General features: G+C 63.8%; 20 protein-coding genes. 12 read left to right on the top strand and 8 right to left on the bottom strand.

The window, feature by feature from the left end; genetic code table 11:
- The first annotated feature begins 22 nt into the window (after positions 1–22).
- Complete coding sequence (locus tag ABWK72_RS22195) at positions 23–946, top strand: DUF72 domain-containing protein (RefSeq protein WP_367871766.1); 924 nt, start codon at positions 23–25, stop codon at positions 944–946.
- Between the two features lie 61 nt (positions 947–1007).
- On the opposite strand, the gene ABWK72_RS22190 is transcribed toward ABWK72_RS22195, so the two are convergent.
- Both ABWK72_RS22190 and ABWK72_RS22185 read right to left on the bottom strand, forming a co-directional pair.
- Positions 1008–2279, bottom strand: coding sequence for a phosphatidylserine/phosphatidylglycerophosphate/cardiolipin synthase family protein (locus tag ABWK72_RS22190; RefSeq protein ID WP_367871765.1), 1272 nt, complete (start codon positions 2277–2279; stop codon positions 1008–1010).
- Between the two features lie 83 nt (positions 2280–2362).
- A complete protein-coding gene (locus ABWK72_RS22185) occupies positions 2363–3568 on the bottom strand; it encodes an ATP-binding protein (RefSeq protein WP_367871764.1) in 1206 nt (401 codons plus the stop codon).
- Between the two features lie 232 nt (positions 3569–3800).
- Here ABWK72_RS22185 and ABWK72_RS22180 point away from each other — a divergent pair, with 232 nt between their 5' ends.
- Positions 3801–4145 (top strand): hypothetical protein, encoded by a 345-nt coding sequence (locus ABWK72_RS22180; RefSeq protein ID WP_367871763.1) that lies wholly within the window; start codon positions 3801–3803, stop codon positions 4143–4145.
- Between the two features lie 10 nt (positions 4146–4155).
- On the opposite strand, the gene ABWK72_RS22175 is transcribed toward ABWK72_RS22180, so the two are convergent.
- Positions 4156–5796 carry an ABC1 kinase family protein gene (locus ABWK72_RS22175; protein WP_367871762.1) on the bottom strand — a complete coding sequence of 547 codons (1641 nt, stop codon included), beginning with the start codon at positions 5794–5796 and terminating at the stop codon, positions 4156–4158.
- 219 nt (positions 5797–6015) lie between these two features.
- On the opposite strand from ABWK72_RS22175, the gene ABWK72_RS22170 reads away from it, so the two are divergent.
- Genes ABWK72_RS22170 through ABWK72_RS22160 form a run of 3 tightly spaced genes read left to right on the top strand, consistent with a single transcriptional unit; the run spans position 6016 to position 8979 of the window.
- Positions 6016–8115 carry a catalase gene (locus tag ABWK72_RS22170; RefSeq protein ID WP_367871761.1) on the top strand — a complete coding sequence of 700 codons (2100 nt, stop codon included), beginning with the start codon at positions 6016–6018 and terminating at the stop codon, positions 8113–8115.
- A gap of 24 nt (positions 8116–8139) precedes the next feature.
- Complete coding sequence (locus tag ABWK72_RS22165; RefSeq protein ID WP_367871760.1) at positions 8140–8418, top strand: hypothetical protein; 279 nt, start codon at positions 8140–8142, stop codon at positions 8416–8418.
- A 9-nt stretch (positions 8419–8427) separates the two neighbouring features.
- A complete protein-coding gene (locus ABWK72_RS22160) occupies positions 8428–8979 on the top strand; it encodes an HD domain-containing protein (RefSeq protein ID WP_367871759.1) in 552 nt (183 codons plus the stop codon).
- A gap of 196 nt (positions 8980–9175) precedes the next feature.
- Here the strand turns inward: ABWK72_RS22160 and ABWK72_RS22155 are convergent, their stop codons facing one another.
- Together ABWK72_RS22155 and ABWK72_RS22150 are read right to left on the bottom strand one after the other, a co-directional pair.
- Positions 9176–10033: a D-hexose-6-phosphate mutarotase gene (locus ABWK72_RS22155; RefSeq protein ID WP_367871758.1), complete on the bottom strand. Its 858-nt coding sequence runs from the start codon at positions 10031–10033 to the stop codon at positions 9176–9178.
- 8 nt (positions 10034–10041) lie between these two features.
- A complete protein-coding gene (locus ABWK72_RS22150; protein WP_367871757.1) occupies positions 10042–11850 on the bottom strand; it encodes an FAD/NAD(P)-binding protein in 1809 nt (602 codons plus the stop codon).
- Between the two features lie 194 nt (positions 11851–12044).
- Between ABWK72_RS22150 and ABWK72_RS22145 the strand changes: the two genes are divergently transcribed.
- Positions 12045–12566: an MOSC domain-containing protein gene (locus tag ABWK72_RS22145; RefSeq protein WP_367871756.1), complete on the top strand. Its 522-nt coding sequence runs from the start codon at positions 12045–12047 to the stop codon at positions 12564–12566.
- 64 nt (positions 12567–12630) lie between these two features.
- Here the strand turns inward: ABWK72_RS22145 and ABWK72_RS22140 are convergent, their stop codons facing one another.
- The 3 genes from ABWK72_RS22140 to ABWK72_RS22130 all read right to left on the bottom strand — a co-directional run bounded on the left by ABWK72_RS22140 (position 12631) and on the right by ABWK72_RS22130 (position 14478).
- The gene (locus ABWK72_RS22140) at positions 12631–13290 is read right to left on the bottom strand and encodes a hypothetical protein (RefSeq protein ID WP_367871755.1); all 660 of its coding nucleotides are present in this window, start codon (positions 13288–13290) and stop codon (positions 12631–12633) included.
- 161 nt (positions 13291–13451) lie between these two features.
- Entirely contained in the window at positions 13452–14258 is an 807-nt protein-coding gene (gene xth, locus ABWK72_RS22135) for an exodeoxyribonuclease III (RefSeq protein WP_367871754.1), read from the bottom strand.
- Positions 14259–14265: 7 nt separating this feature from the next.
- The gene (locus tag ABWK72_RS22130; protein ID WP_367871753.1) at positions 14266–14478 is read right to left on the bottom strand and encodes a hypothetical protein; all 213 of its coding nucleotides are present in this window, start codon (positions 14476–14478) and stop codon (positions 14266–14268) included.
- Positions 14479–14710: 232 nt separating this feature from the next.
- Here ABWK72_RS22130 and ABWK72_RS22125 point away from each other — a divergent pair, with 232 nt between their 5' ends.
- Genes ABWK72_RS22125 through ABWK72_RS22100 form a run of 6 tightly spaced genes read left to right on the top strand, consistent with a single transcriptional unit; the run spans position 14711 to position 24816 of the window.
- Entirely contained in the window at positions 14711–15745 is a 1035-nt protein-coding gene (locus ABWK72_RS22125; protein WP_367871752.1) for an AAA family ATPase, read from the top strand.
- The gene (locus ABWK72_RS22120; protein WP_367871751.1) at positions 15735–16628 is read left to right on the top strand and encodes a DUF58 domain-containing protein; all 894 of its coding nucleotides are present in this window, start codon (positions 15735–15737) and stop codon (positions 16626–16628) included. Before ABWK72_RS22125 ends, ABWK72_RS22120 begins: the two co-directional genes overlap by 11 nt.
- Before the next feature lie 6 nt (positions 16629–16634).
- Complete coding sequence (locus ABWK72_RS22115) at positions 16635–18752, top strand: BatA domain-containing protein (protein WP_367871750.1); 2118 nt, start codon at positions 16635–16637, stop codon at positions 18750–18752.
- Entirely contained in the window at positions 18749–21172 is a 2424-nt protein-coding gene (locus ABWK72_RS22110) for a hypothetical protein (protein WP_367871749.1), read from the top strand. The genes ABWK72_RS22115 and ABWK72_RS22110 overlap by 4 nt, the downstream gene beginning before the upstream one ends.
- A 6-nt stretch (positions 21173–21178) precedes the next feature.
- Positions 21179–22930 carry a hypothetical protein gene (locus ABWK72_RS22105; protein WP_367871748.1) on the top strand — a complete coding sequence of 584 codons (1752 nt, stop codon included), beginning with the start codon at positions 21179–21181 and terminating at the stop codon, positions 22928–22930.
- On the top strand, positions 22927–24816 hold the full coding sequence (locus tag ABWK72_RS22100; RefSeq protein ID WP_367871747.1) for a hypothetical protein: 1890 nt from the start codon (positions 22927–22929) through the stop codon (positions 24814–24816). Before ABWK72_RS22105 ends, ABWK72_RS22100 begins: the two co-directional genes overlap by 4 nt.
- Position 24817: the final 1 nt, after the last annotated feature.

Below are 24817 nucleotides of genomic sequence, written 5' to 3'. Positions count from 1 at the left end.
CCCCTGCAAAACATCCCCCGCCATGACGCGCCCCGACCTCCGCATCGGCATCTCCGGCTGGACCTACCCGCCGTGGCGGAAGAATTTCTTCCCCGAGGGCCTGCCCCAGCACCGCGAGCTCGAATACGCCTCGCACGCCCTGCGGACCATCGAGATCAACGGCACCTTCTATTCCCTGCAGCGCGCCTCCAGCATCCGCAAGTGGCACGACACCGTGCCGGACGACTTCATCTTCACCGTGAAGGGCAGCCGCTTCATCACCCACATCCGCCGGCTCAAGGACGTCGCCGTGCCGCTCGCGAATTTCTATGCCTCCGGCCTGCTCCAGCTCGGCGAAAAGCTCGGCCCCTTCCTCTGGCAATTCCCGCCGACCTTCAGCTACGAGCCCGCCCGTCTCGAGGCCTTCTTCAAGCTCCTGCCCCGCAGCAGCGGCGAGGCCGCCCGCCTCGCCAAGCGCCACGATGGCCGCCTGCCCGAGCGCGCCGTCCTCAAGGCCCGCGCCGATACGCCCCTCCGCCACGCCATCGAGATCCGTCACGCCTCCTTCGAGACCCCGGAATTCATCGAACTACTACGCGCCTACGAGATCGCCCTCGTCGTCGCGGATGCCGGTGCCAAGTGGCCCTTCATCGAGGACGTCACCGCGGACTTTCTCTACCTTCGCCTCCACGGCCACGATCAGCTCTACAAGAGCGGCTACACCCCGTCCGCGCTCGACGAATGGGAGAAGAAGATCCGCACCTGGTCAAGGGGTGGCACACCCAAGGATGCCGTGCGCCTGACCCCGCCGCCGCCGCCCCGCAAGTCCGGCCGCGATGTCTTCACCTTCTTCGACAATACCGCGAAGCTCCACGCCCCCTACAATGCCATGGACCTCGCCGCCCGTTTCGGCATGGAGCCCGCAGCGCTCGACGGCTTCCCCGATCCCCGAGCCGTCCCGCATTAGGCGGTAGCCCGGGAACGCGGACTTTCAGTCCGCACGACTGCTGGGGCGCGCTCCGGGCGCTCTACAACTGCGACCTCAGCAACGCCGCGCTCCCGCCCAGCAGCTTCTCGCAGACCGACCGATCCTGCCAGTCCTCATAGGTAAACTCGCGCGCCCGCTCCAGATCCTTGGCAAAAATCCGCGATTCCTCCGCGGTAAATTCGGCGTCGATCACGTTGAGGTTCGCCTCATCGTTGATGCGGAAGGACCGGTTATCGAAGTTCGCCGAGCCGACCGAAGTCCACAGCCCGTCGATCATCATGCACTTGCAGTGATACATCGTCGGCTCGTATTCGAAGACCCGCACCCCGCCTTTCAGCAAGCGGCCGATGCGGTGTCGAGATGCCAACCTCACCGCCTGCGAATCGATCTGCCGGCCCGGCAGCAGCACCTCGACCTTCACCCCGCGCTTCACCGCTTCCAGCAAGGTTTCCGTGGTGAGATCATCCGGCAGGAAATAGGCATTTCCCACCTGGATGCTCTTCTCCGCGGCGGCGATCGACAGCAGATACATCAGCCGCGCGCTCTCGCTGCCCTCCATCGGCGAACTCTTGAACATCTGGCAGCGCAGCTCCCCCGCATCCTCCAGGCGCGGGAAGTAATCCTCGCCATGCAGCACCACCGCCCGGGTCTTCATCCAGTTGTCCAGAAATGCGGCCTGCATCTGCGCGACCACCGGCCCCTCGACCCGGTATTGCGTGTCGCGCCAGTGCTCCGGACTATCCGCATTGCCATCCCAGTTGTCCGCGATCCCGACGCCGCCGGTGAAGCCCAGGCGGCCGTCGATCACCAGCAGCTTGCGATGCGTGCGTTCATTGGTGCGGGCGAAATTCGCGATGTGATAGACTTCGAGTTCCACACCCGCATCGGCCATCCGGCGCAGGGCATCGCCGTTCACGCAGTTGCAGCCCACGCCATCCACCAGCACGTGCACCTTCACCCCCGCCCGCGCCTTCACCGCCAGCGCATCGGCGAAGCGGTCGGCAATCTCCCCGGACCAATAGATGAAGGTCTCGAAGGTGATGCTGCGCTCCGCCTCCGCGATCGCCGCCAGCATCGCCGGGAAGATCTCGTTCCCGTTGTGCAGCGGCGTGACGCGGTTCCCGGAGAGGATGGGCGGCCCCAGCAACTGGCTCATCGCCCGCTCGAATTGCGGATCGGAGATGCCATAGCGCTGCGCAATGCGGTGGGTGATCTTCTTCTCCCCGGAAATGAAATTGCGGATGAAAACCGTCAGGGCCGCTGTGGCCGCCGCGGTGATCCCGATCGTCAAAAGCTTCTCGTGGCGGCGCATGATTCTTCGATCCTCAGCTCGCGCGCCCTCGCACGCTAGGGGAATTGCAAGGTCGGCAAGGGCCCGCGCAGAAATGCCGCATCTTACAGGGGAAGCTTGATGGAAAAGGTGCTGCCTTCGCCGACCACACTGCTGACCGCGATTTCGCCGCGGTGCGCCTCCACCAGGCGCTTCGCGATGGAGAGACCCAGACCGGTGCTCTTTTCCCCATCGCTGGCAAGCACGCTGGTCGGAGAGAAAGGGATGAAAAGCTTGGAAAGCTCGCTCTCGGGAATCCCCGGCCCTTGGTCGATGACCTCGATCACGGCAAACTCTCCTTCCTTCAGGCAACGGACAGCGATTCTCGAACCCGCCGGGGAAAATTTCACCGCGTTCCCGATCAGATTCCCCACCCCCTGGCGGATCCGGGACGCATCCACCGCCGCCACGATCCCGTCCTGCAGCCGGTGGAAGAGAATCCCGATCGACTTCTCGCCAGCCCGCGGGGCATGGTCCCGCACGCAGGCTTCCACCAGTTCCTGCAGGTCGCAATCGTCCTTCGTCAGTTTGATCGCTATCGGGCCGAGCGCTGTGAATTCGAGATAATCGGTGACCAGGCGCAGCATTACTTCACTGGACTCGCAGATGGCGGAGACCATCCGCAATTGCCGTTCGTTGAGCGCTCCCACCTTCTGCTCTTCAAGCATCTTGCCCATCATCATCACGGTTCCCAGCGGGTTGCGGAGATCGTGGGCCGCCATGGCCATGAAGCCGTCTTTCTCCTCGTTGAGAATCGCCAGCTCCCGGTTCTTCGCTGCGATTGCCGCGCGCTTCTCGTCGATCCGCCGGCTGGCGATCCGCAACTCCATCTGATCCATGATCAGCCCCGCCAGCGTGCGCAGGATTTCCACCTCTTGCTCGTCAATCTGCCGGGGTTCCCGGTCGATCACGCAGAGGGTTCCGAGGTTGAATCCATCGTGGGTTTGCAGAGGAGCCGCCGCATAAAACCGCAGCCCGAATTCCCCTGCTACCAGCGGATTCGCCAAGGTCCGTGGATCAAGCGCCGCATTGTTCACAATATAGGCCGCATCATTTAAAATAGCGGAGGCACAAAGTCCCGGAGCCCGGTCGATCTGTTCCACATCCAACCCGATCTTTGACTTGAACCAGATCCGGTCGGTATCCACCAGGGTAGCCAGAGCGATCGGCACCCCCAACAACTTGGCTGCCAATGCCGTAATCCCATCAAAGCTGCCGTCCGGGGGTGTATCGAGAATCTCGTAGCGCCTGAGTGCAGCGATCCGATCCATCTCCGAGTGCCGTGCTATCGCTGCTGCCATTTGCTTCGCATCATGCAAGCGAAGGGTGCCAACTCCCATGTTTTATTTTCGCGTGAAATTCCGGTGATTGAACATCAAGGATAGCGAAGCTCGGGGCCTCCCTCTGCCATGCAGATTCGCCCCTCCCCCGGATCCGGATCCGGTGTCCGGTTTGCTGAGACCGGAAGCCGCGGGTGGCACATCGCCTGCGAGGGAAAGACCGGTGAAATTCTTCGTCCCCATCTCGAGAAGCCGGGCAGCCGCGGAAGACATGCTGGCCGCGATCAAAGCCGACTGCTCGCGAATGTGGCACTATCGCTTTTCCAAGCGCCGGGTCTTCGCGCTTCGCTATCGCGGCATGCAAGGCGAGGCGCTTGCGCAGGTCGGCATCCCCCATCCCCCGGGGCTGGAAGCGGAGATGGTCGTGTGCATTCTCCGCACCGAGACCGAGTTCCTGATCTGCACCCAGAACCGGGGCGTGGTGAGGAACAAGCCCCTCCGCGTGCCCCGGAGCCGGGTGTCCGATGTCGAATACTTCAACGGTGTCCACGACGCGATCCCCGCCTAACCGACCTCCTTCACCGGTCCTTGAAAACGATCTGCACGAAGAGGACCATCGCCCCGAGGGCCGCGATCAGGAAGAACACCATCGCCAGCCCCGGGTAGCCCCAAATCCGGAAGCTGGTCTCCACCCGCGCCAGCATCGATGAGCCGACGATCAGCGCTGCCAACATCAGCCCGAGGGTGATCCGGTTCGCGACCTTCTGCAGCCCCACGATCAGCGCCTTCTCATCGAGCGAGTCCACCTGCACCTTCATCTTGTTGTCCGCCACCAGATCGAGGATCCGGTTCATCCGCGCGGGAAGCTGTCCCAGGAAGTCCTTCGTCTCGGTGACCATGCCCATGAGGTTCGCCGAGGTCAGCGTCTCCTTCACGCGCGCCTTGCTCACCTCCCCGAGGTGGCGGCGGATCGCTTCATTCGGATTGAAGGTGGGGCTCAGCGCGAAGCCGACCCGGTCGAGATTCAGCAAGGTCTTGCCGAGCAGGGTCAGCTCCGCGGGAATCCTCAGGCCGGCATCCGCGCAGGCCTTGGTCACCCGCAGCACCACGCTGCCCATCTCGATCTTGGCGATCTCCTGCGCCTTGGCGGCTCCCACGATTTCCTCCACCGCACTGATGAAGCCGACCCGGTCGATCTCCCCATCCCGTGGCGAGCCGATGCTCATGGCCGCCTCCGCCGCCTGCACGCCGTTCCCTTCGCTGATCCCGGCGAGCAGGTGCACCAGTTGATCGCGCATCCGCTGCTGGATCCGCCCGACCATCCCGAGGTCGAGGATCGCGATGTTCCGGTCATGCGTCAGCAGCAGGTTGCCGGGATGCGGATCGGCGTGGAAGAATCCATCCACCAGGATCTGCTTCAGATAGGCGCGGAAGAGATCCTCCGCCAGCGCATCCCCATCCAGATCGGTGAGCACCACCCCGGATAGCGCGGTGATCTTGGTACCCGGCAGGTAGTCCATCGTCAGGACCCGGGACGTCGTATAATTTTCGATCGTCCCGGGAACCCGCAGGCGGCTGAAGCCTTCGAGATTGCGCTTCAATTCAGAGAGGTTGCTCGCCTCCTTTTGATAATCGAGCTCGCGCAGGATGCTGGCTCGGAATTGATCGACGATCCGGCAGGTCTCATACCTTTTGCCAAAGCCGGTATTGGCATCCAGGAACTCGGCGATCTGCTCGAGGCTATCGACATCGTCGATGATCTCCTGGCGGATCCCGGGACGCTGCACTTTCACCGCAACCTGCCGCCCGCCGCGCAGCACCGCCAGATGCACCTGCCCCAGCGAGGCCGCTGCCAAGGGCGTCTTCTCGAAGCTCTCGAAAGCCTTCGAGATCCGGACACCCAGTTCTTCCTGCACCACCTTCTCGATCTCCTCGTAAGCGATCGGCTCGACCTTGTCTTGCAGGCGGCTGAGGGCATCCAGATAGGCGGGCGGCAGGAGGTCCGCGCGGGTGGAAAGCAACTGCCCGATCTTCACAAAGGTCGGACCTAGCTTCTCCAGATCGGTGGCCAGTTGCTTCGCGTCGCCAGCCGGAGCTTGATCGCCGGCGGCGGCGTCATTCGCGAAGCCAGCCTCGGCGTTGGTCGCGGAATTCCCGTGTCGCAGGAACAGGAACGCGACATCCTTGTAGCGGCGGAGGTGCTTGGGTGCGAGGTTCATGGCAGTCCTAACAGATTCGCAAGATTCATACCATCGCGGGATTGCCCGCCATGTCTCGTTTTGCACGGGCTCGCCGCGGGCGAAAGCGCGCATAATGCAAAGCCTCCGGGCGTATTGAAACGGAATCTGCCGGGTGCAGGAAATCCGACCCGCGCCCTTTCACGAACGGCTGCCAGCGCTGCCCCGGCATGCTTGCTGCGAGGTGTCCGCACCACCACCATGTCCTCCAAAAAATCCCCGCCCGCTCCGCCAGCCGCCAAGCTTCTCAAGCAGCCTGCGGAGACCCATCAGACCGCCGTCGAAGGCGAGGCTCATCTGACGACCAACCAAGGCCTCCCGATCTCGGACAACCAGAACTCGCTGAAGGCCGGCATCCGCGGGCCGGTCCTCTTGGAAGACTTCATCCTCCGGGAGAAGATCACCCACTTTGACCACGAGCGCATCCCCGAGCGGATCGTCCATGCGCGCGGCTCCGGTGCCCACGGCTATTTCCAGCCCTACGAGTCCGCCGCCGACATCACGGAGGCGGGCTTCCTCCAAGATCCCAAAAAGAAGACCGAAGTCTTCGCCCGCTTCTCCACGGTCGCCGGCGGAGCAGGCTCCGTCGATCTGCCGCGGGATGTCCGCGGCTTCGCGGTGAAGTTCTACACGGAGCAAGGCAACTTCGATCTCGTAGGCAACAACATACCGGTCTTCTTCATCCAGGATGCGATGAAGTTCCCCGATGTGATCCACGCGGTGAAGATGGAGCCGGACCGCGGCTTCCCGCAGGCGGCCTCCGCGCACGCCACCTTCTGGGACTTCATCACGCTGACCCCGGAGAGCATGCACATGATCATGTGGGCGATGTCGGATCGCGCCATCCCGCGCTCGCTGCGGATGATCGAAGGGTTCGGCGTGCACACCTTCCGCTTCATCACCGCGGAGGGAGTCAGCCGCTTCGTGAAACTCCACTGGCGGCCCACCATCGGCAGCGCCGCGGTGGTCTGGGATGAGGCGGTGAAGATCAGCGGTGCGGATCCCGACTTCCACCGCCGCGACCTCTGGGAAGCGATCGAGCGCGGCGACTTCCCGGAGTGGGAGCTCGGCGTGCAAGTCATCGAGGAAAGCCAGGCCGCGGAGCTCGACTTCGACCTGCTCGATCCCACCAAGCTGATCCCGGAGGAGATCATCCCGATCCGCAAGCTCGGCAAGATGGTGCTGAACCGGAACCCCGATAACCACTTCGCCGAAACCGAGCAGGTGGCGTTCTGTCCGAGCCACATCGTGCCGGGCATCGGCTTCTCGGACGACCCGCTGCTGCAGGGCCGCCTCTTCTCCTATCTCGATACCCAGCTCACCCGCCTGGGCGGACCGAATTTCCACCAGATCCCGGTCAACGCGCCGCGCTGCCCCTTCTCTAACAACCAGCGCGACGGCCTCCGCCAGATGCATGTCCACAAGGGCCGCGTGGCCTACGAGCCCAGCGAGATCTCGCCTCCCTCCGCGCCGCGCGAATGCCCGATGCATGGCTTCCGCACCCATCCCGAAGCCGAGACCGGCGAGAAGATCCGCAAGCGCTCGGAGACCTTCGCCGACCACTATTCGCAGGCCCGGATGTTCTTCCGCTCGATGACGCCGCCGGAGCAGAATCACATCGCCAGCGCGCTTGCCTTCGAACTCGCGAAGGTGGAGATCGTGCCGATCCGAGAGAAGATGCTCGGCCACCTCGCGAACATCGATGCAGCGCTTCACCAGACCGTCGCCGATGCGCTCGGCATGCCAGCCGAAGGCGGCGCTAAAATCACTCCCGCGGTTGCGCCCCGGGATCTCGCGACTTCGCCATCGCTAAGCTTGATCGGGAAGGACCCGCAGATCTTGAAAGGCCGCAAGGCAGGCATCCTCCTTACCGAGGGAGCAGACGCCGCGTTGCTCTCCGCGCTGCAAGCCGCCTTCAAAAAAGAGAAGGCCGCGGTGGAATTGATCGCGCCCAAGATCGGCGGCGTCACCCTTTCCGATGGCACCCCGCTCGCCGTCCACCACGCACTCTCCGGCGGGCCCTCGGTCTTCTTCGACACCGTCGCCATCCTCGCGACCGACGAAGCAATGAACGATCTGGTGCGCGAAGCCGCGGCCGTCAATTGGGTGCGCGATGCCTTCGGGCATCTCAAGGTCATCGGTTACTCGGTCGAGGCCGCACCGCTGCTGGAAGCCGCGGGCGTGGAGATCGATGCTGGCACCATCCTGCTCGATGGACCGAAAGGCCAGCGCGCCTACATCGCGACCGCAAAGGCCGGCAGACGCTGGGAGCGCGAGCCCACCCTGCGGAGCATCGGCTGAGTTCCCTTCATCACTCCCCAAGCCATGAAACCAACCCCATCCCTATCCGAGCAGCAGACGCTCGAGAGTTCCGGCCGGCCCGCGACCGACGACCTCACCATCGCGGACCACCTCCGCCAGCGGTATCAAAAGTTCTCGGGCGAGGGGGTGAGCGTCTTTGCCGACGGCGACAACCCGCCGCTGAAAATTCCGGAGCGCAAAGCCCAGCAGTTCATCAAGACCTTCGGCCCGCTTCATCCCGGCGACTATGAAGCCGAGCACAAGCGCGATTGGCGGGACGATTTCCGCAAGCTCGCGAACTGACAGCGAACCATGAGCACCCCACCTCCTTCATCCACTCCGCTGCTCGCACTTTCACCGGCGGCGTATCTCTGGCAGTACGCCGCCGCGATCGCCGCGGAAGCCCACGAGGGCCAGAGTCCGCCGGGCACGGAGATGCCGTACTTCGCGCATCCCTCGCGGGTGGCACTGCTGATCTCCGCGGTCTTTGGTTGCCACGATCCGGAGGTCCTTTCGGCGGCCCTGCTGCACGACGTGTTAGAGAAGACCAAGATCAATCGCGAGGGCATGGCGATCACGATGGGCGAGAATGTCTCGGCCTGGGTGGACTGGCTTTCGAAGGAGCCCGGGGAGGATAAGAAGAAGTTTTGGGAGCAGCTAGCCATCGCCCCGTGGCAGGCGCGCCTGATCAAGATGGCGGACGCCCTCGATCACCTCAACGGCCCTCCGGAATACCTCGCCGACCGCCTCAAGTCCGCGCGCAAGGCGCTGGCGCTGGCCTCAAGTCCCGAGCCCGAAATCCAACGCGCGGCCAAGGTTCTGAGCGAGGCGATCGACACGCTTTCCAGTCCGTCGCTGGGGTGACCGCCATGCAGGAAGGACGGCTCTTCCGCTGGGAGCGCGGAGCCACCGGCCCGCAGAAGCCACCCTTAAGGTCCGGCAATTCACGCGGTGCTTGCGGATACAGCCGTCGCCTTGCTCCATGTCTTCACCGCAATCGAAGCGGCTTGGACCACCCTGCGGGCCAGTGGCTCCGCGCTCCCAGCGGAAGAGCCGTCCGTTAAGAGCACACCCCCACCCAGGTCTCCATCACATGCCTCTCCCCCGGTGCCAGCACCACTTCCTGCCCCGGCGGCAGCGCTGCCTCCACGGCCGCGAAGTGCTCATAGTCTCCCGCTGGGAGATCCGCCATCCCCGCGGCCTTCTTCACACCTGGATTCCACACCACCGTGCTACCATGCCCGCGGCTCCCGATCATCAGCGTCCTCCCCAATCCACTATCACAAACCTGCACCGGTCCTACATTCCGATAGATGCGATCCACTTCCCCGGACAGCACCAGTGGCGCATTCGCCGCCGCTTGCTCGCCGCCTCCCGTCTTGTCGAAGTAGGCAGCGGTTTCAAGACCGCTGATCCGTGTCCCCGCCAGCGAGCCGATGGTGAAATACGAATGCAAGGCCCCGCCCATCGGGAACGGCGACTCGCCCGTGTTGATTGCTGTCAAGCGGACACCCAAGCGCTCGCCCAGCGAGATCTCGGTCTCCAGCCGGAACCGGTGCGGCCACAGCGCCATCGTCGAAGGATCATCCTCCAGGTGAAAGCGCAGGCGCACCCCCTCCTCATCCGACGCGCTGCCATCATATTCCCAGAAGCGCGAGCGCGCGAAGCCATGCGCCGGCATCGCCGCATCGTGCGGATGGTTCGCGAACCACGGCCAGCAGATCGGGATGCCCCCGCGGATCGCCTTTCCCTCCTGAAGCAGCGTCCGCGGGCTGCAATAGAGAACCGGTCCGGAACCGGTCGGGGCCCATTCCATCACCTGCGCCCCGTGCCGCGCGACCCGTCCGCGGCAGAGCGGATGCTCCACTTCATAAACCTCGTAGCCTGGCGCGGGTTCGGATGTCGTCACACGGATCATGCCCGACCCTAGATCTTCTCGTAGAGCTTCGAAAGCTCGATCGGATCCTCCTCGACCTCGCCACCATTCCGCAATTCCTCCACCCACGCTTTTACGAAAATCGCCACCGTATCGCTGCAACATTGCAGGCCATACGAATAAGGCCGCAGCCCCGAGGTATGGGGAAAGGCGACATCGGCGATCCGCGGATTGCTGGCTCCGTCCGACCCGATCAAGCGATAGGCGGCGTCCACATCCACACCGCCCACGTGATACATCGGTTCTCCGCCTTCCTCGAAGAGATGTTCTTTCACGTCATCTTCCAAGGTCTGCGCCACCGTAGGCTCGGCAAAGGGGACCCGTGCCTTCCTGATCGCGCCGCCCTCCACCAGACCGGGGAAAGGATAGTCAGGCAGATCGAGCGGCTTCTGGCCGCCGCAATCGACGAAGATGCGATAGCTCGCCGTCGTCTTCTCACCATCATCGCCCTCGATCGTGACCGTGGTGGTGCCGTCTTCCACGGCCTCATCGGCGACCTCGGCCTTGCCTGAAACGATCTCGATCCGTCCCGCGTCATACAAGGCTAACAGGATATCGCCGGATTCCAGCGGCATCGCCGCGATGACGTTCATCAGGAAAGGCATGACGATCTCACGCAGGGTCAGGTGATCCTCCGCCGGCATCAGGTCGGCGTGGAAATTGAGGGTATACATCAGATCATCGATCACCTCCTTCCAATGGATCGGCTTGTGCTCCAGCACCGACCTCCGCGCCTCCACCATTTCGCGGCGCATGCCTTCGAAGGCGTTCCGGTAGTCGTGCTTGTCGCTCATCGTCTCCACGAAATCCGCCAGCTTGAACTGCGGATCGGCGAGCTTGCCCGTCATCTCCGCCATCGCGTCTTTCCGGAAGGCCTCCGCCAACGCCGGGCGAGATACCCGGTCGAAGTAGGTTTCCAGCCGGAGGAAGCCTTCGCCGTCCCTCAATCCCAGAAGCTCCTCACGGCCGACATGCCGGTAGATGTCCCGCAGCGGCTCCTCCTGGTCCCACTGCAAGTGCGGTAGCCAGCCATGGAACGCGTGCATCACGATCTTGAAATTCCCGGCTTCGGAGTGGGCCTCGAAACGGAGATTCCCCGGCTCTCCCGTGAAGCGCCCGTGCCGGTGCGCGAGCGAGCTGATCACATCGAAGGCACTGAGCGAGGCACCCAGCGTGCCGATCGCGAAATCGTGGTGAGTTCCCTCCTCCGGCAGCAGCTTGCTGATCGGCCAGGGCGAGGCGTAGTAGCCCGCTTCCGGGCGATCTTCCTTCGTCCAGTAGTGGCCGGTGGCGACGACCACCTTGTCGAACGAATGGCTCTCCCCTCCCGCAGTGATTAGGCTCACCTTCCCATCTTCCGGATGATCGCTGATATCGGTAATCTCGCAGCCGGGATGCTCCAGCACTTGAATCCCCTTTTCCTGGAGACAGGCGAGCAGCACGCGATACTGCGAGTGCAGATATTGCCCGAGAACAAGCCGCGGATAGATCTTTTCGGCACTTATCTCCTCACCCGCCAGCCCCATCGCTTGCAGGTCCGCCTGATCCAGAGTGCCCAGCCAGTCCACCATCGGAACCGGCAGCCCGGGCAGTTCCTCGGATGAGATGTTCGCCAAGTTGAAGCGGTCCGTCGTCAGCGGATTGTAAGGCATGCCCATGCCGGTGAGCTGGCTCTTCTCGAAAATGGAAATGCGCTCCAGCCTGGGCTTCAGTATCCGGGCTTCATCCAGAAGATGCTTCAGGAGATAAATGGCCGAGGGGCCGCTGCCGATAATGGCGAGGTTCAGGCGGGGTTTCATTGAATCAATGGGAGGCGCACGTTTGACGCGGAGATTCGCAAGCAATCGGCTGCTCCCTGTTCATCGCGGAAAGCGGCAGGCGCAAGTTGGCATTATCACTTAAACTCATATTCCGGAGAGTGGTTGATTTCCCTTGCCGTTCCCCCAGCCGCCCTTTCGTTACGGGGTTGATTCGCCCCTTCCACCCGATACCCATGAACGACCCCGCTCCATCGGTTGAAACCGAAGCGATCACCGGCCTGCCACACTGGAATGCCAAGCTGCTACACATCTTCATCTCCTCCGGCCACGACTACTGGGGCCGCCATGGCGAGGGCCGGATGCAACATGGCATCTCGGATCTGGCCGAGGCGGAATGCGTCGGCGGAATGGGGCTGATCGGCGACCGCTACTTCAACCGGAAGCCGGACGCCAAAGGCCAGGTCACTTTCTTCGACATCCGCGTCGTCGAGGAAATCCGGGAGCATTTCAAGCTGCCCAAACTTCCCGCGTCCGTCTTCAGGCGCAACCTCATAGTCGAGGGTGTCGATCTCCAACAAGCGCTGGGCCGGCGCTTCATCTTCCAAGGCTTGGAATTCGAAGGCACCCAGGAATGCAAGCCCTGCGAGTGGATGGACCGCGTGATCGAGCCCGGCGCCCAAGCCTTCCTGAAAGAGCGATTCCGCGGAGGCCTGAGGGCTAAAGTCCACAGTTCGGGCATCTTGAAAATTTGTTAGGCCGGATACCGCAAGCGGCCGCCGGCATGATGCCGGGGGCCACTTGATCCAAGGCGGAAGCCGATTATGGCCGGACTCCCGGATTCCATTCCGAGGTGGTCAGCACACCATTGACGTCAGCATCCAGTTTCGTGAACTTCGCTGAAACCTTCGCGCTGGCGGCACCCTGTCGGAAGAAGTTCCCGAATTCCGAGAGCGTGATCTCGCCGTTACCGCTGAAATCCGTGAGTTCGAAGATGGTGAATCTCTCTCCTTGCGGCGTTTGCCCGCGTCGGAAGTTCACATACTCTTGACTTGTTAGCGAACCGTTCACGTCGACATCGGCGCGGAGAAAATTCCTGCGGATGCTCACGAGCGTCGCCCTGCGTCCGGAGGTGGAGACGAATTCGTCGAAGTCCAGCGAGCCGTTGACCGAGGCGTCGCCCAGTAAAAACTGCCGCTCGGTTTTGTTGGCGAAGGTCAAGGTGCCGTCGAAGACCAGGAACTCGCTCAGTTGGACGTCACCGTTCCGGTTGGCATCGGCCGAGCGGAAGCTCCGGGCGATCGCCCTCGCGCTCAGGCCCGCATCCAGGGTTGTGGTGAACTCCGAGGTGCTGAGGCTGCCGGAGACATCGAGGTCCGCATTGATGAAGATCGACGTGTCGATGAGACCCGCGGATGCCGGTGCGGCGAAGGCGAGCGAGGCAAGGGGAGCGAGCAGTTTCAGGGATGATGCAATTTTCATAACGGGCGCTACCTAGCAAGCGACATGCCTCGGCCCTAATCCGCCGGAATTCCCGTAAATCCAAGCAATCGCGCCCCACCCACTGCAACCACAAGCCCTTGAGCCATTGCGAATTGCTCCGAGGGATTGCGAGCCGCAGCCCTAACCGAAGTTCTGCGGAGTCAGGTCGTCTTGCTCTTCCGTCGCTTTGCCGGAACCGCGTCGAGTTCGATCCACACCGGCGCATGGTCGCTGGATTTTTCCCAGCCTCGTACCTCGCGGTCAACCCCGGCAGCCGAAAGCCGGGCGGCAACCTCCGGGTTCAGCAAAAAATGATCGATCCTCAATCCCGCGTCCCGCCCGTAGGCATTCCGGAAGTAGTCCCAGAAAGTGTAGATTTTCTCGCCGGGATGAAGCGTTCTCAAGGCATCCGTCCACCCCTGCCCCACGACATCGTGAAAGGCCTTTCTCACCTCCGGACGGAATAGCGCATCGTCGACCCAACGCTCCGGTTTGTAGACGTCGAGTTCGGTCGGCATGACGTTGTAGTCCCCCGCCAGCACGACGGGGATCTTCGCGGCAAGCAGGCTCTTCGCATGCTCGGCGAAGCGCTGGAACCAACGCAGCTTATAATCGAACTTCGGCCCCGGTGCGGGGTTCCCGTTCGGAAGATAGAGGCAGCCGACGACGATCCCCTCGACCGCGGCCTCGATGTAACGGCTGTGCACATCCTCGGGATCGCCGGGCAGGCCGCGCCGGGTCTCGATCGGTTTATCGCCGCGGCGCAGGATTGCCACCCCGTTCCAGCTCTTCTGCCCATGCCAGATCGCGCCGTATCCGGCTTCCTCGATCGCCAGCGCGGGAAACTTCTCCTCGGGCGCCTTCAGCTCCTGCAGGCACACCACATCCGGCCGGGCCTCCGCCAGCCACCGCAGGAGCACCGGCAGCCGCCCGTTGACCCCGTTCACGTTGTAGGTGGCAATTTTCATCCCCCGCTCACTCCACGCGCTTCCAGCCGAGCACATCCATCCCTTGGTAACTTGCCGCGAAGATCCACGGCTTGTCGCCCGGCATGAGGTTCGCCGGGGTGAACTCCACCAACCGGATCCGCGCATCCCAGTGCGGCACGGAGCCCGGCAGGACGCTCTCCCCGACCTCGCATTCCTCGGGCCGGTCCTTCACATGAACGGATTGGGGGTATTGGGTCATCCCGCAGATTCTAGCGGGTCCACCAGAAATCAAGGACTTCGATTCAACCTTTTTTCCAGCCCCCCCGGGACACCACTCCTGTCTTGTCCGATCCCGCGAGCCCGGGCCCGGGCTTCATCGCGCTGGCAAATCTTGCCGACCAAACTGCAATCCGCTGGACTTATCAGCGGGGTATGCCGCCAATCTAATCTTAGAAAACACCCTCGCGGTATTCCGTCTGCCCTTTCGAGCCATGTCCCAGATACCTCTCCCCCGCACCACCGCTCAGGACTCCCAGATCTCGCCCCAGGACGTGGAATCGTTCCGCGGGACTTGCAGTTCGATCCAGACGGAACTGGGCAAGGTCATCGTCGGGCAGACCCAGGTGGTGGAGGAAATCCTGATCGCGATCTTCACCCGCAGCCATGCCCTGTTAGTCGGCGTGCCCGGCCTGGCGAAGACCCTCCTGATCTCGACGCTCTCGCAGACGCTCAATCTCTCCTTCCGCCGCATCCAGTTCACCCCGGACCTGATGCCGAGCGACATCACCGGCACCGAGATCATCTATCAGGATCCGGTCAGCGGGGAGAAGCAGTTCAAGTTCCTGCCCGGCCCGCTCTTCGCGAACATCGTGCTGGCGGATGAAATCAACCGCACCCCGCCGAAAACCCAGGCCGCGATGCTGGAGGCGATGCAGGAGCGCAGCGTGACGGTTGGCGGCGTGACCCGCGAGCTACCGGTGCCCTTCTTCGTGCTGGCGACGCAGAATCCGCTGGAGCAGGAGGGCACCTATCCCCTGCCCGAGGCCCAGCTCGACCGCTTCCTCTTCCTGATCCACGTCGGCTATCCCAGCGAGGATGAGGAGCTTCAGGTGATGAAGCGCGGCACCGGCATGACGCCCGGCAAGCCGGAGCAGATCCTGGACGGCGAGGGAATCCTCAGGGCGCAGGAGATCGTGAAGGCCATGCCCGTTTCCGATCACGTCTTCCGCTACGCCCGCGACCTCGTGCGGGCGACGCGCCCGAAGGAGGAAGGCGCGCAGGACTTCTGCAAGCGCTACCTCAGCTTCGGAGCGGGCCCGCGCGCGAGCCTCGGCCTGATCATGGCGGCGAAGGCCCACGCGCTCATCCGCGGCCAGCTCTACGTCAGTTGCTCGAATGTCGCGGCCGTCGCGCCATCGGTGCTGCGACATCGGATCGCGCCGAATTTCTCCGCGCAGAGCGAAGGCATCGCTGCCGACGACATCATTGGCAAGGTCCTCAGCGCGATCCCGCGGCATGACGGTTGACCTGCTGGATGCGGAGGCGGTTTCCCGCGGCGAGGCGCTCGGTCTCGCCGCCCGGAGAATCGTCGAGGGCTATCGCGTGGGAGAGCATCGCTCGCCCTTCCAAGGCTTCGCCATCGAGTTCGCGCAGCATCGCGAATACGCCCCCGGCGATGACATGCGCCACCTCGACTGGAAAGTCCTCGGCCGCTCCGACCGCTACTACATCAAGCAGTACGAACAGGACACGAACTTCGTGGCACATCTCGTCGTCGATGGCAGCGCCTCGATGAACTACGGCTCCGGCAAGCTGACCAAGCTGCAATACGCCAAGGTCATCGCCGCCTGCCTGGCCCACGTGATCCTGCTCCAGCGCGATGCCGTGGCACTCGCCATGGTCGACACGCAGGTGAAGGAATACCTGCCGCGCACCGACAACCTGCAGCGGATCAACCACATCATGGAACGGCTCGCCGCCTTCCAAGCCACCGGCGAAACCCGCCTCGGCACCGCCCTCGAACAAGTCGCCCTCGAAGCCCGCCGCCGCGGCATCAGCATCCTCATCAGCGATTTCTTCGACGACGAGGAAGGCCTGGCGAAGGGACTCGAGCGGCTCACCTATTCCGGGAATGAGGTGATCGTCTTTCACACCCTCGATCCCTACGAGCTCACCTTTCCCTTTCAGGGCACCTGGCGCTTCAAGGACCTCGAGAGCGCCGCGGATCTCAAGACCTCGCCCGATGACATCCGCAAGACCTACCTGAAAAACTTCGGGGAGTTCCAGGCACGCATCCGCCGGATCTGCGAAAAGTATCAGGCGAACTACGTGCTCGCCGATACCGGCAGGAGCATCGCCGAAACCCTGAGCGCCTATCTCGCCTTCCGCCGGGGCACCTATCGGAAATAGCGCGCCATGAACTTCCTGAACCCCTTCATGCTCGGCGGCCTGGCGGCGCTCTCGATCCCGGTCGTGATCCATTTCATGAACCGCTTCCGCGTGCAGACGACGGAGTGGGCGGCCATGAGATTCCTGCAGCAAAGCATCCGCCAGGACGCGCGGCGGCTGAAGCTCCAGGACCTCCTCTTGCTCTTGCTGCGCCTTCTGTTAGTCGCGCTGGCGGTGCTCGCTTTCGCCCGCCCGGTGCAGAAGGCCTTCGCCAGCCCGGAGCAGGCAGGCAAGGGTGCCGTCGCCTCGATGGTGCTGCTCGACAACTCCGCCAGCATGGGCTGCAGCCTCGGCGCCGAACTCTGCATCGACCGCGCCAAACGCGACATCGCCAAGTGGGCGGACGAGATGGATAGCCAGTCGCTGCTCGGCCTCTGCCTCGTCTCGAATCGCGCCGAGCCTCTCATCCCCAAGCCAGGCCCGAATACCGGACTCTTCCGCAAGATGCTGGCCGAGGCCCCGCTCAGCGACCGCGGCAGCGACCTCCTCCCCGGCCTGCGCTTCGCCGTCGAGAGCTTGAAGAACATCCACGGCATGCCGCGCGAGATCCGCATCTTCACCGATGGCCAGGGCGCGGCCTGGCTGAAGTCCGCGGAGATCCTGAAGCTCGCGAATGCCAACCCCGGCATCCGCTTCGTGCCGGTCATCATCGCGGACAAGCTGCCCGCAAACCTCGGCATTGTCGACGTCAGCCCGGAGAGCGGCACCGTCGCCGCGCTGCAACCGGCCCGCATCCGCGTGGAAGTCGCGAACCATGGCGATAGCCCCGTGCAAGACCTGCGCGTGAACCTCTTCTCCGCCGAGGGCCGGCCCGTGGGCGAGAGCGTGATCGCGAGCATCGAGCCGGGAGCAAGCGTCACCACTTCGATCGCCACGATGTTTGAAAAGGCGGGCCCGAACTCGATCAGCGCGACGATTCCTCCCGATGCCTTCGCCACCGACAACCGGCGCTCCGCGGCACTCGATGTGGTGAGCCAGATGAACATTCTGATCTGCGAGGAACATCCCACCGCGGAGCCGACCGATCGTGATGGCTTCTATCTGGCCAATGCCCTGATGCCGATCCCCTCGGAGGAGGCACCGCGCCACTTCATGTCGCTGCTCTTCACCAGCCCCGCCGACTTGCCCGGGGAGCTTTCCAGTGCCGTCCACGCCGTCTTCCTCTGCAATCCCGGCAGCCTGCCCATCGCCACCGCCGGTGCGCTGCGCGAGTATGTGCAGCACGGCGGCAGCGTGGTCGTCTTCCCCGGCAGCCAGACCTCGGCGGAGGACTGGATGGCGAATGCGGCGCTCGCAGGATTGCTCCCTGCCACCCTCGGCCCCCCGACAGGCGACGACGAAGGAGCCAAGGGCCTCGCCTGGCAATCCGGCGACTTCAACCACCCGATCACCGAACTCTGGAACGATCTCCAACAGGGCCGCCTTTCCGCGATCAAGGTCTTCCGCCACTTCCCGCTCGTGCCGAAGCCGGAAGCCCGCGTGATCGCCACGCTTTCCGATGGGTCACCGGTCGCCGTCGAATCGCGCTCCGGGGAAGGCGCGATCGTCGTCTTCGCCACGCCCGCCACTCCCGATTGGTCGAACCTTCCGCTCCATCCCGCCTTCGTCCCGCTGACCCAGCGCCTGCTCGGCTACATGAACCGCGGCAAGGGTTCCCGCCTCTCGCTGCTGCCCGGCGAGGCCTTCCGCAAGGTGGTCCCCTCCGAACTGAACGGCGAGGAATTCACCGTCAAGCGCCCGGATAGCGAGAGCGCCCGCAGTGCCGGCCAGGTCGCTTCCGATGAAGGCCAGACCTACGTCCGCTACGCCCTAACAGAAAAGGCCGGAATCTATCACATGAGCGTCGGTGCGGATCCCATCGCTTCCTTCGCCGTCCAACTCGACCCCGCCGAGTCCGACCTGCACAAGGCTGATCCCGCGCTCTTCACCAGCCTGCACGAAATCAAGCCCGCGACCGAGGAAGCGACCCAACAGCAGCTGGTCATCACCCGCGAATACTGGACCCTGCTGATCTGGATCGCCGTGGCCTTCTTCATCCTGGAGGCCTTCTTCGCCCACTTCTTCAGCCACGCGCGCACGGCATGATGTGGATCCCTTCATGCCTGGCAGCCCTGCCGTCCTTCCTGCCTCAGGACCCCTCGTGGAGCCTGAGCTTCGATGGCATCTCGCCCGCGAAGGCAGCGCTGATCCTGCTGGTCCTCTTCCTCGCCACCCTCCTCGCCTACTGGCGTTGGGCACCCGGAGTGCGGGTCTGGAAGAAAGCGCTGCTGGTAATGCTGCGCACCCTGGCCTGCCTGATCCTCGTCGCCCTCCTCACCAAGCCGGTGCTGGTCCACACGCTCAAGGAAGAAGTCCGCCAACCGCTGGCCATCGTCGTCGACGGATCGGAAAGCATGCGCGTGGCCGATCACCGCGAAAGCGATGAAGACCTCAAGCGCGCCGCCATCGCTGCCGGCACCGTCCCCGCCGATGCCGGCCTACCCGGCAAGCCACCGGACGACACCGCGACCACCCTCGGCAATGCCCCGCGCACCGAGGTCCTCCAGCGCCTCGCCACCAATCCGCAGCTCGATCTCTGGCGCGGCCTGGCGGAGAAATCCGACCTCGAATTCCACGGCTTCGGCCGCAGCGCCTCCTCCATCGGCGAGCCGATCACCCAGGTCTCCGATACCCTCGGCGAGGAAGTCGCCCGGCGCTTCAAGGACGCCCAGACCGACGACTCGGTGACCGCCATCGGTGAATCCCTCCGCCAGGTCCTGCAAGAGCCGCGCCCCCAATCCCTCGGCGGAGTCCTCCTCATCACCGACGGCGCGAACAACAGCGGCTCCTCCCCGCTCGAAACCGCGATGATTTGCAAGGAGCAGAACGTCCCGCTCTTCATCTACGGCGTCGGCATGACTTCGCCGCGCGATGTCATCGTGAAAGACATCCGAGCCCCGAAGCTCGCCTTCGTCGGAGAGCGGATGCAGGTCAGCGCCCACATCAGCGCGAAGGGCATGGCGGGCAAATCCATCCCCGTGATCCTGAAGGCGGACGGCGTGGAAGTGGAGCGGCGTGACCTGGCGATCGAAGACGAGCGCGGCCAGGACATCGCGCTCCATCTCGTCCCCGAGAATCCCGGCGACATCCGCTTGGAGATCTCCGTCCCGCCCCAAACCGGCGAGGCCTCCACCGAGAACAACCAGGTCACCACATCGGTCCGCGTGACCGACAAGAAATTCCACGTCCTGCTGATCGAGCAGGAGCCGCGCTGGGACTTCCGCTACCTGTTAGACTACCTGGAGCGCGACCGCCGCCTCGAAGTGAAGTGCGTGATGATCGATGGCGAGCCCGGTCTCGACAAGATCCCGGACTCCCCTTTCCTGCCCGCCCTGCCGGACACGCGTGAAGCTTTCTTCGCCTCGCAGGTGCTCATCCTCGGCGATGTGAATCCCGAGGATCTCGGTGAGGCCCGCATGCAGACCATCGCCGAGTGGGTCGAGGCCGGCGGCGGCATCATCTTCCTGGCCGGGGCGAACTACAGCCCCACCGCCTACGCCGGCACGCCGCTGGAGCCGCTGCTCCCGGTGGTGCCCGACAACCTCGCCCGGAATGACCAGGACGGCACCCGCTCCACCGAGCCCTTCCAGCTCCGCCTCAGCCGCGCAGGCCAGCAATCGCCCTTCCTGCAGATGGACCCGGATGCCGCGCTCAACCGCGAAATCTGGGCCGGCTTCCCCGGCGTGCGATGGACCGCTCCGATCCTGCGCATCCGCCCCGGCGCGGAGGTTCTGCTGGTCGATCCGCGCCCGGAACGCACCGGCCGCTACGGCCAGCTCCCGGTCTTCGCGATGCAGGGCCACGGCTCCGGCACCTGCGTCTATTTCGGCACCGATGAGACCTACCGCTGGCGCAGCCGGACCGGCGAGAAGTACTACTCGATCCTCTGGGGCCAGATCATGCAGTCGCTCGCCCTGCAACTGCTCGAAGGCGCATCCGCCCTCACCCAGCTCAAGACCGACCGCAAGGAATACGCCCCCGGCAACACCGTCACCATCTCCGGGAAGGCCTACACCCGGAGCTACGAACCCTACATCGCGCCATCGCTCGAAGGCACGATCACTTGGAAGGTGGACGGGAAATCCGGGAGCGCCCCGCTCTCCCTCCAATCCACTTCCCGCAATGCCTACCGCGGTGAATACGTGCCGACCCAACCGGGCAGCTACTCCTTCGTCACCGCCCGCGATCCCGAAGGCATCGTGAAGTTCGAGGTCGTGGACATGCGCCTGGAGAAAACCCGCACCGCGCTCGATGACCGCTTGCTCCGCGGTATGGCGGAAGCCGCCGGCGGCCACTTCTTCCGCGAGGAAGATCTCCACAAGCTCCCCGGCCTCCTCGCCCAAAGAAGCGCCACCGTTTCCACCTTCAAGAAGGTCGATCTCTACCAGTCGGGCTGGATTCTCGCGGCCCTGCTTTCCTTCCTCTTCCTCGAATGGTTCGTGCGAAAACTGGTCCGCCTCAAATGAAATGAGATGAGCGAGAAGAGCGACAAATTCAGAGCCACCTTCCGTGCCGCTGCCGGGCCCACGGCCGCGGTGCGTGTCGGCACGCCGGCCCTGCCGCGGCCCTTGGAGGAACTGCTCCATCGCGTCAGCCGCCTCGATCTGCGGACGAAGCTGCGCATCTTCCCCGCCCTGCTCGTCTCGATCTTCTCCATCGTCTGGCTGGTCCAGGCACTCGTCGACCGCTACTTCCGCCTCTCCTGGGAAACCCGCGCCGTGCTCCTCGCGATCCAAGCGGCGGTCGTCCTCTTCCTCCTCTGGAAGCATGTGCTGGTCCCGCTCTCGCAGAAGCTCGATCGCCGCCGCTCCGCCCTCCTCATCGAACGCGGCCTCCCGGAGTTCGATAGCTCGCTCATCTCCGTGGTCGAGTTCTGCGAGACGCCCGACAGCTTTCCCCATCATGCCCATTCCGTGGTCCGCAAGCTGATCGACCAGGTCGCGCGGCGGACGACGGCTCCCGGCTTGGAAAAGAAGGTCGTGGACTCCAGCGCGGCCCGGCAGCAAGAGCAGCGCGCCCTGGGTGCCGCGGCCTTCCTGCTGCTCTGCATCGTGCTCGCAGGCCTGCCTGTTTCATGGACCTTGGGAAAACGCATCTTCCTCTCCCGCGATCCCCTCCCCGGCGATACCGCGCTCATCGCGGCCACCGGCGATTTCACCGTCGATGCCGGGACCGATGCCACGCTCACCGTCCGCGCCCTCGGCGTGATCCCGCCGCTGGCAAGCTTGAAGATCCGCTCCGCCAGCGGCAGCTCGACCATCCCCGTGAATCTCACGCAGGACGGCAAGCAGTCCCTCTTCAGCTACACCGTGAAGAACGTCCGCGAGGACTTCACCTACCAATTCGAAGCGAACGACGGGGAATCCAATTCCTCAAAGGTCACGGTGAATATCCCGCCGCACTTGGAAAGCATCCGCTTCGTCCAGACCTATCCCCCTTACACCGGTCTCCCGGAAACCGAAATGTCCGCTGGCAGCCTGCGCTTGCTCGAAGGCTCCTCGCTGCGGATCGCGGGCAAGGCTTCCGAATCCTTGCGCGCGGCATCCCTGCTCATCCCGGACCAGCCGGATGTGCGGATGAGTTTGGCGCAAGACCGGACGAACTTCGGGATCGATCTCGAGGTTCCCGACCGCGGCTGGAAATCCTTCTCCGTGCATTTGAATGCCGGCGATTCCCGCAAGTCCTCGAATGAGCCGGTCTACCGCGTCGAGATCGTCAATGACCGGCCACCGGTTCCGGCGATCCTCCTGCCGAAGAAGGACCGCATGACCCTCACCCCCGGCAGCAAGATCCCGCTCACTTACAAGGTCTCCGACGACTTCGGCCTCTCCCGTGTCGATCTCTGCTACCGCGTGGAGGAAGGAGGCACGCCCAATTCCTTCTCCTTCGCGGAGAAGACCAAAAGCTCCAACCCCCTCAAGATCGAGCCCGGCAAAAGCCTCGCGGGCGGGACCGAACTCGATCTCGCAAACCTCCTGCCCCGCCCGGAGATCGGCAGCACCGTCTATTTCTGGATCGAAGCCCGCGACAACAACGGCCTGAAGGGCCCGTCGACCGCAGCCAGCAAGGAAAAAGCCATCACCGTGGTCTCGGAGGCGCAAAAACGGATGGAACTCCTCGAGCTGATGAGTCAACGTGCGAAGGACATTGAAAAGTTGTATGAGCAGCAGCGCGACGTGAACCGGAAAGCCGACGACTCCATCCGTGCCAGCAGGAAGCCATGAAGACGCATCTCCCCATCCTTGCCATCATTGCCTTCGGCGCGCTCCACAGCTCCGCCGAGGAGCTACCGGAATTGAAGAAGTCCGCCCATCAGACCGGAGCTTCCCAGGACCAGCTCCGCGGCGAGACACGGCGGGTGAATGACGCGATCGCCGCGCTGAGAGAGGAATTTCACGAGTATCGCTCGATGCAGGGCGAGCTGAGCACGCTGGAGAGCGCGATCCGTGATCTGGCCGGGCTGGAGCAGCACGACATGCCGGACACCTCCGGGATCCTCAAGGACGCCAGCCGCCTGGACGACCCGAAGGAGCTCCGCAAGAAGCTGATCGCCGCCAGTTGGCAGCAGAAGAAGATGCAGGTGATCCTGCGGGAAATCGCAGACCGCCTCTATCTTCAGCAGGATCTGGTGCTGATGCGGAAGCGCTACTACTCGCTCGCCCAGCGCCAGGCCACCAACCTCCGCGAGATCCGCCGCGCCGGGAAGCCCGATGCGGAGGATAGCATCGTGACGGCAGGTCCGGATCAACTTGCGATCGCCAGGGAGATCTTCGCGGCACGGGTAGCCCTGGAAGCTCTCGCGAGCCACGGCTCCCCTCTTCGCACCAGGACCTTCGCCGCAGCACTCGCCAGGGCCGACGAAGGCAAGCTGGTGCAGACTTCCGAAAACGCGGCACTGACACCGGACGGGAAGGCCCCGCGGGCCGTGCCGGAGAAGGCCGCCGCGCTCGCCACCCTCGCGACCTTGAAATCGGTCATCGCCACCCTCGACACCGGCCGCAGCGCCGAGGACCGGGCCAACGAGCTGGTGAGGAAGCTCGATGAACTCCTGAAGTATCAGGACACGCTCTCCCGGTTCGTCCCCAAGGTCACCGCGCGCTCCCAGGATGGAGTCATCCGCGGTCAGGGCTATCTCTCCGACGAGATGGACCTCGCCCAAGACGGGATCGCGAAGCTTCACGAAGAAGCCTCGCGCTACAATTCCACCGCCAGGGAGAAGTCGGAAAATCTCGTCGGAAGGTTCGAGGATCCCACCATCGTTTTCGAACCGGCTGCTCTCAACACCGCGGTAGGCGATCAGAACGCGGTGGCCGCCGATCTCACGGCTGCACGCGATCTCCTGCAGAAGAAGGCCGAGGAATTGGCGAAGGAGAACTCTTCCCCGGAGATTGAGGAGTTCCTGAAGTCGCTGGAGGAAGCCACCGTCTCGGAGGCCGCCGAGATGACGGAGATGCCGCCGGAGATGCGCGAGCTGATCCGCATGCTGCTGGAAGCAAAAGCCAAGATCAAGAAGGCCAAGGAGATGCTCAAGGAGCAAAAGGATCCCGGGGCTCCGCGTGAACAGGTCGCTCAATCGGGCAAGGATCTCAAGGAAGCTGGCGAGACCGCAGACCTGCTGGAAGGGATCATCCCCCCGGAGATCGCGGAGCACATCGGCAAGGCCTGCAAATGCAACGGCGACGCCGCCGGCAAACTCGGAAAGGAAGGCGAGCCCAAGGACGGACCGGAGGGCAAGCAACCGGGCGCAGATCCGGGGGGCGACCTGGACCAAGCCGAAGCCGAAATCGACAAGGCCTTGGAGGCTCTCAAAAAGATGATGTGCATGTGCATGTCCCCCGGCGGCGGCCTTCCATCGCCGGCACCAGGCAAAGGCCCCGGACAAGCGGGCGAAGGCCAGGGGCAGGGTCAGGGAGACAACCCGCAAGGCAAGGGCATGGCCAAGCGCGCCGAGAACACGCCCTCCGACATCAAGCCCGTCGAGACCACGGAGCGCGATCCGAAACGCGAAGCCCTGCTGCTCCTCGAGAAAGAGAAAGCGCCCTCCGAATACGAGGAAATGGTGGACCAGTACATCCGCAACCTCGGCAAGGGAGAACTGCCAAGCCGCTGAC

Source organism: Luteolibacter sp. Populi (assembly GCF_040801775.1).
Taxonomy (GTDB): Bacteria; Verrucomicrobiota; Verrucomicrobiia; order Verrucomicrobiales; family Akkermansiaceae; genus Haloferula.
The sequence above is the reverse complement of the archived record's forward strand: the minus strand, read 5'-3'. Positions and strand labels throughout refer to the sequence as shown.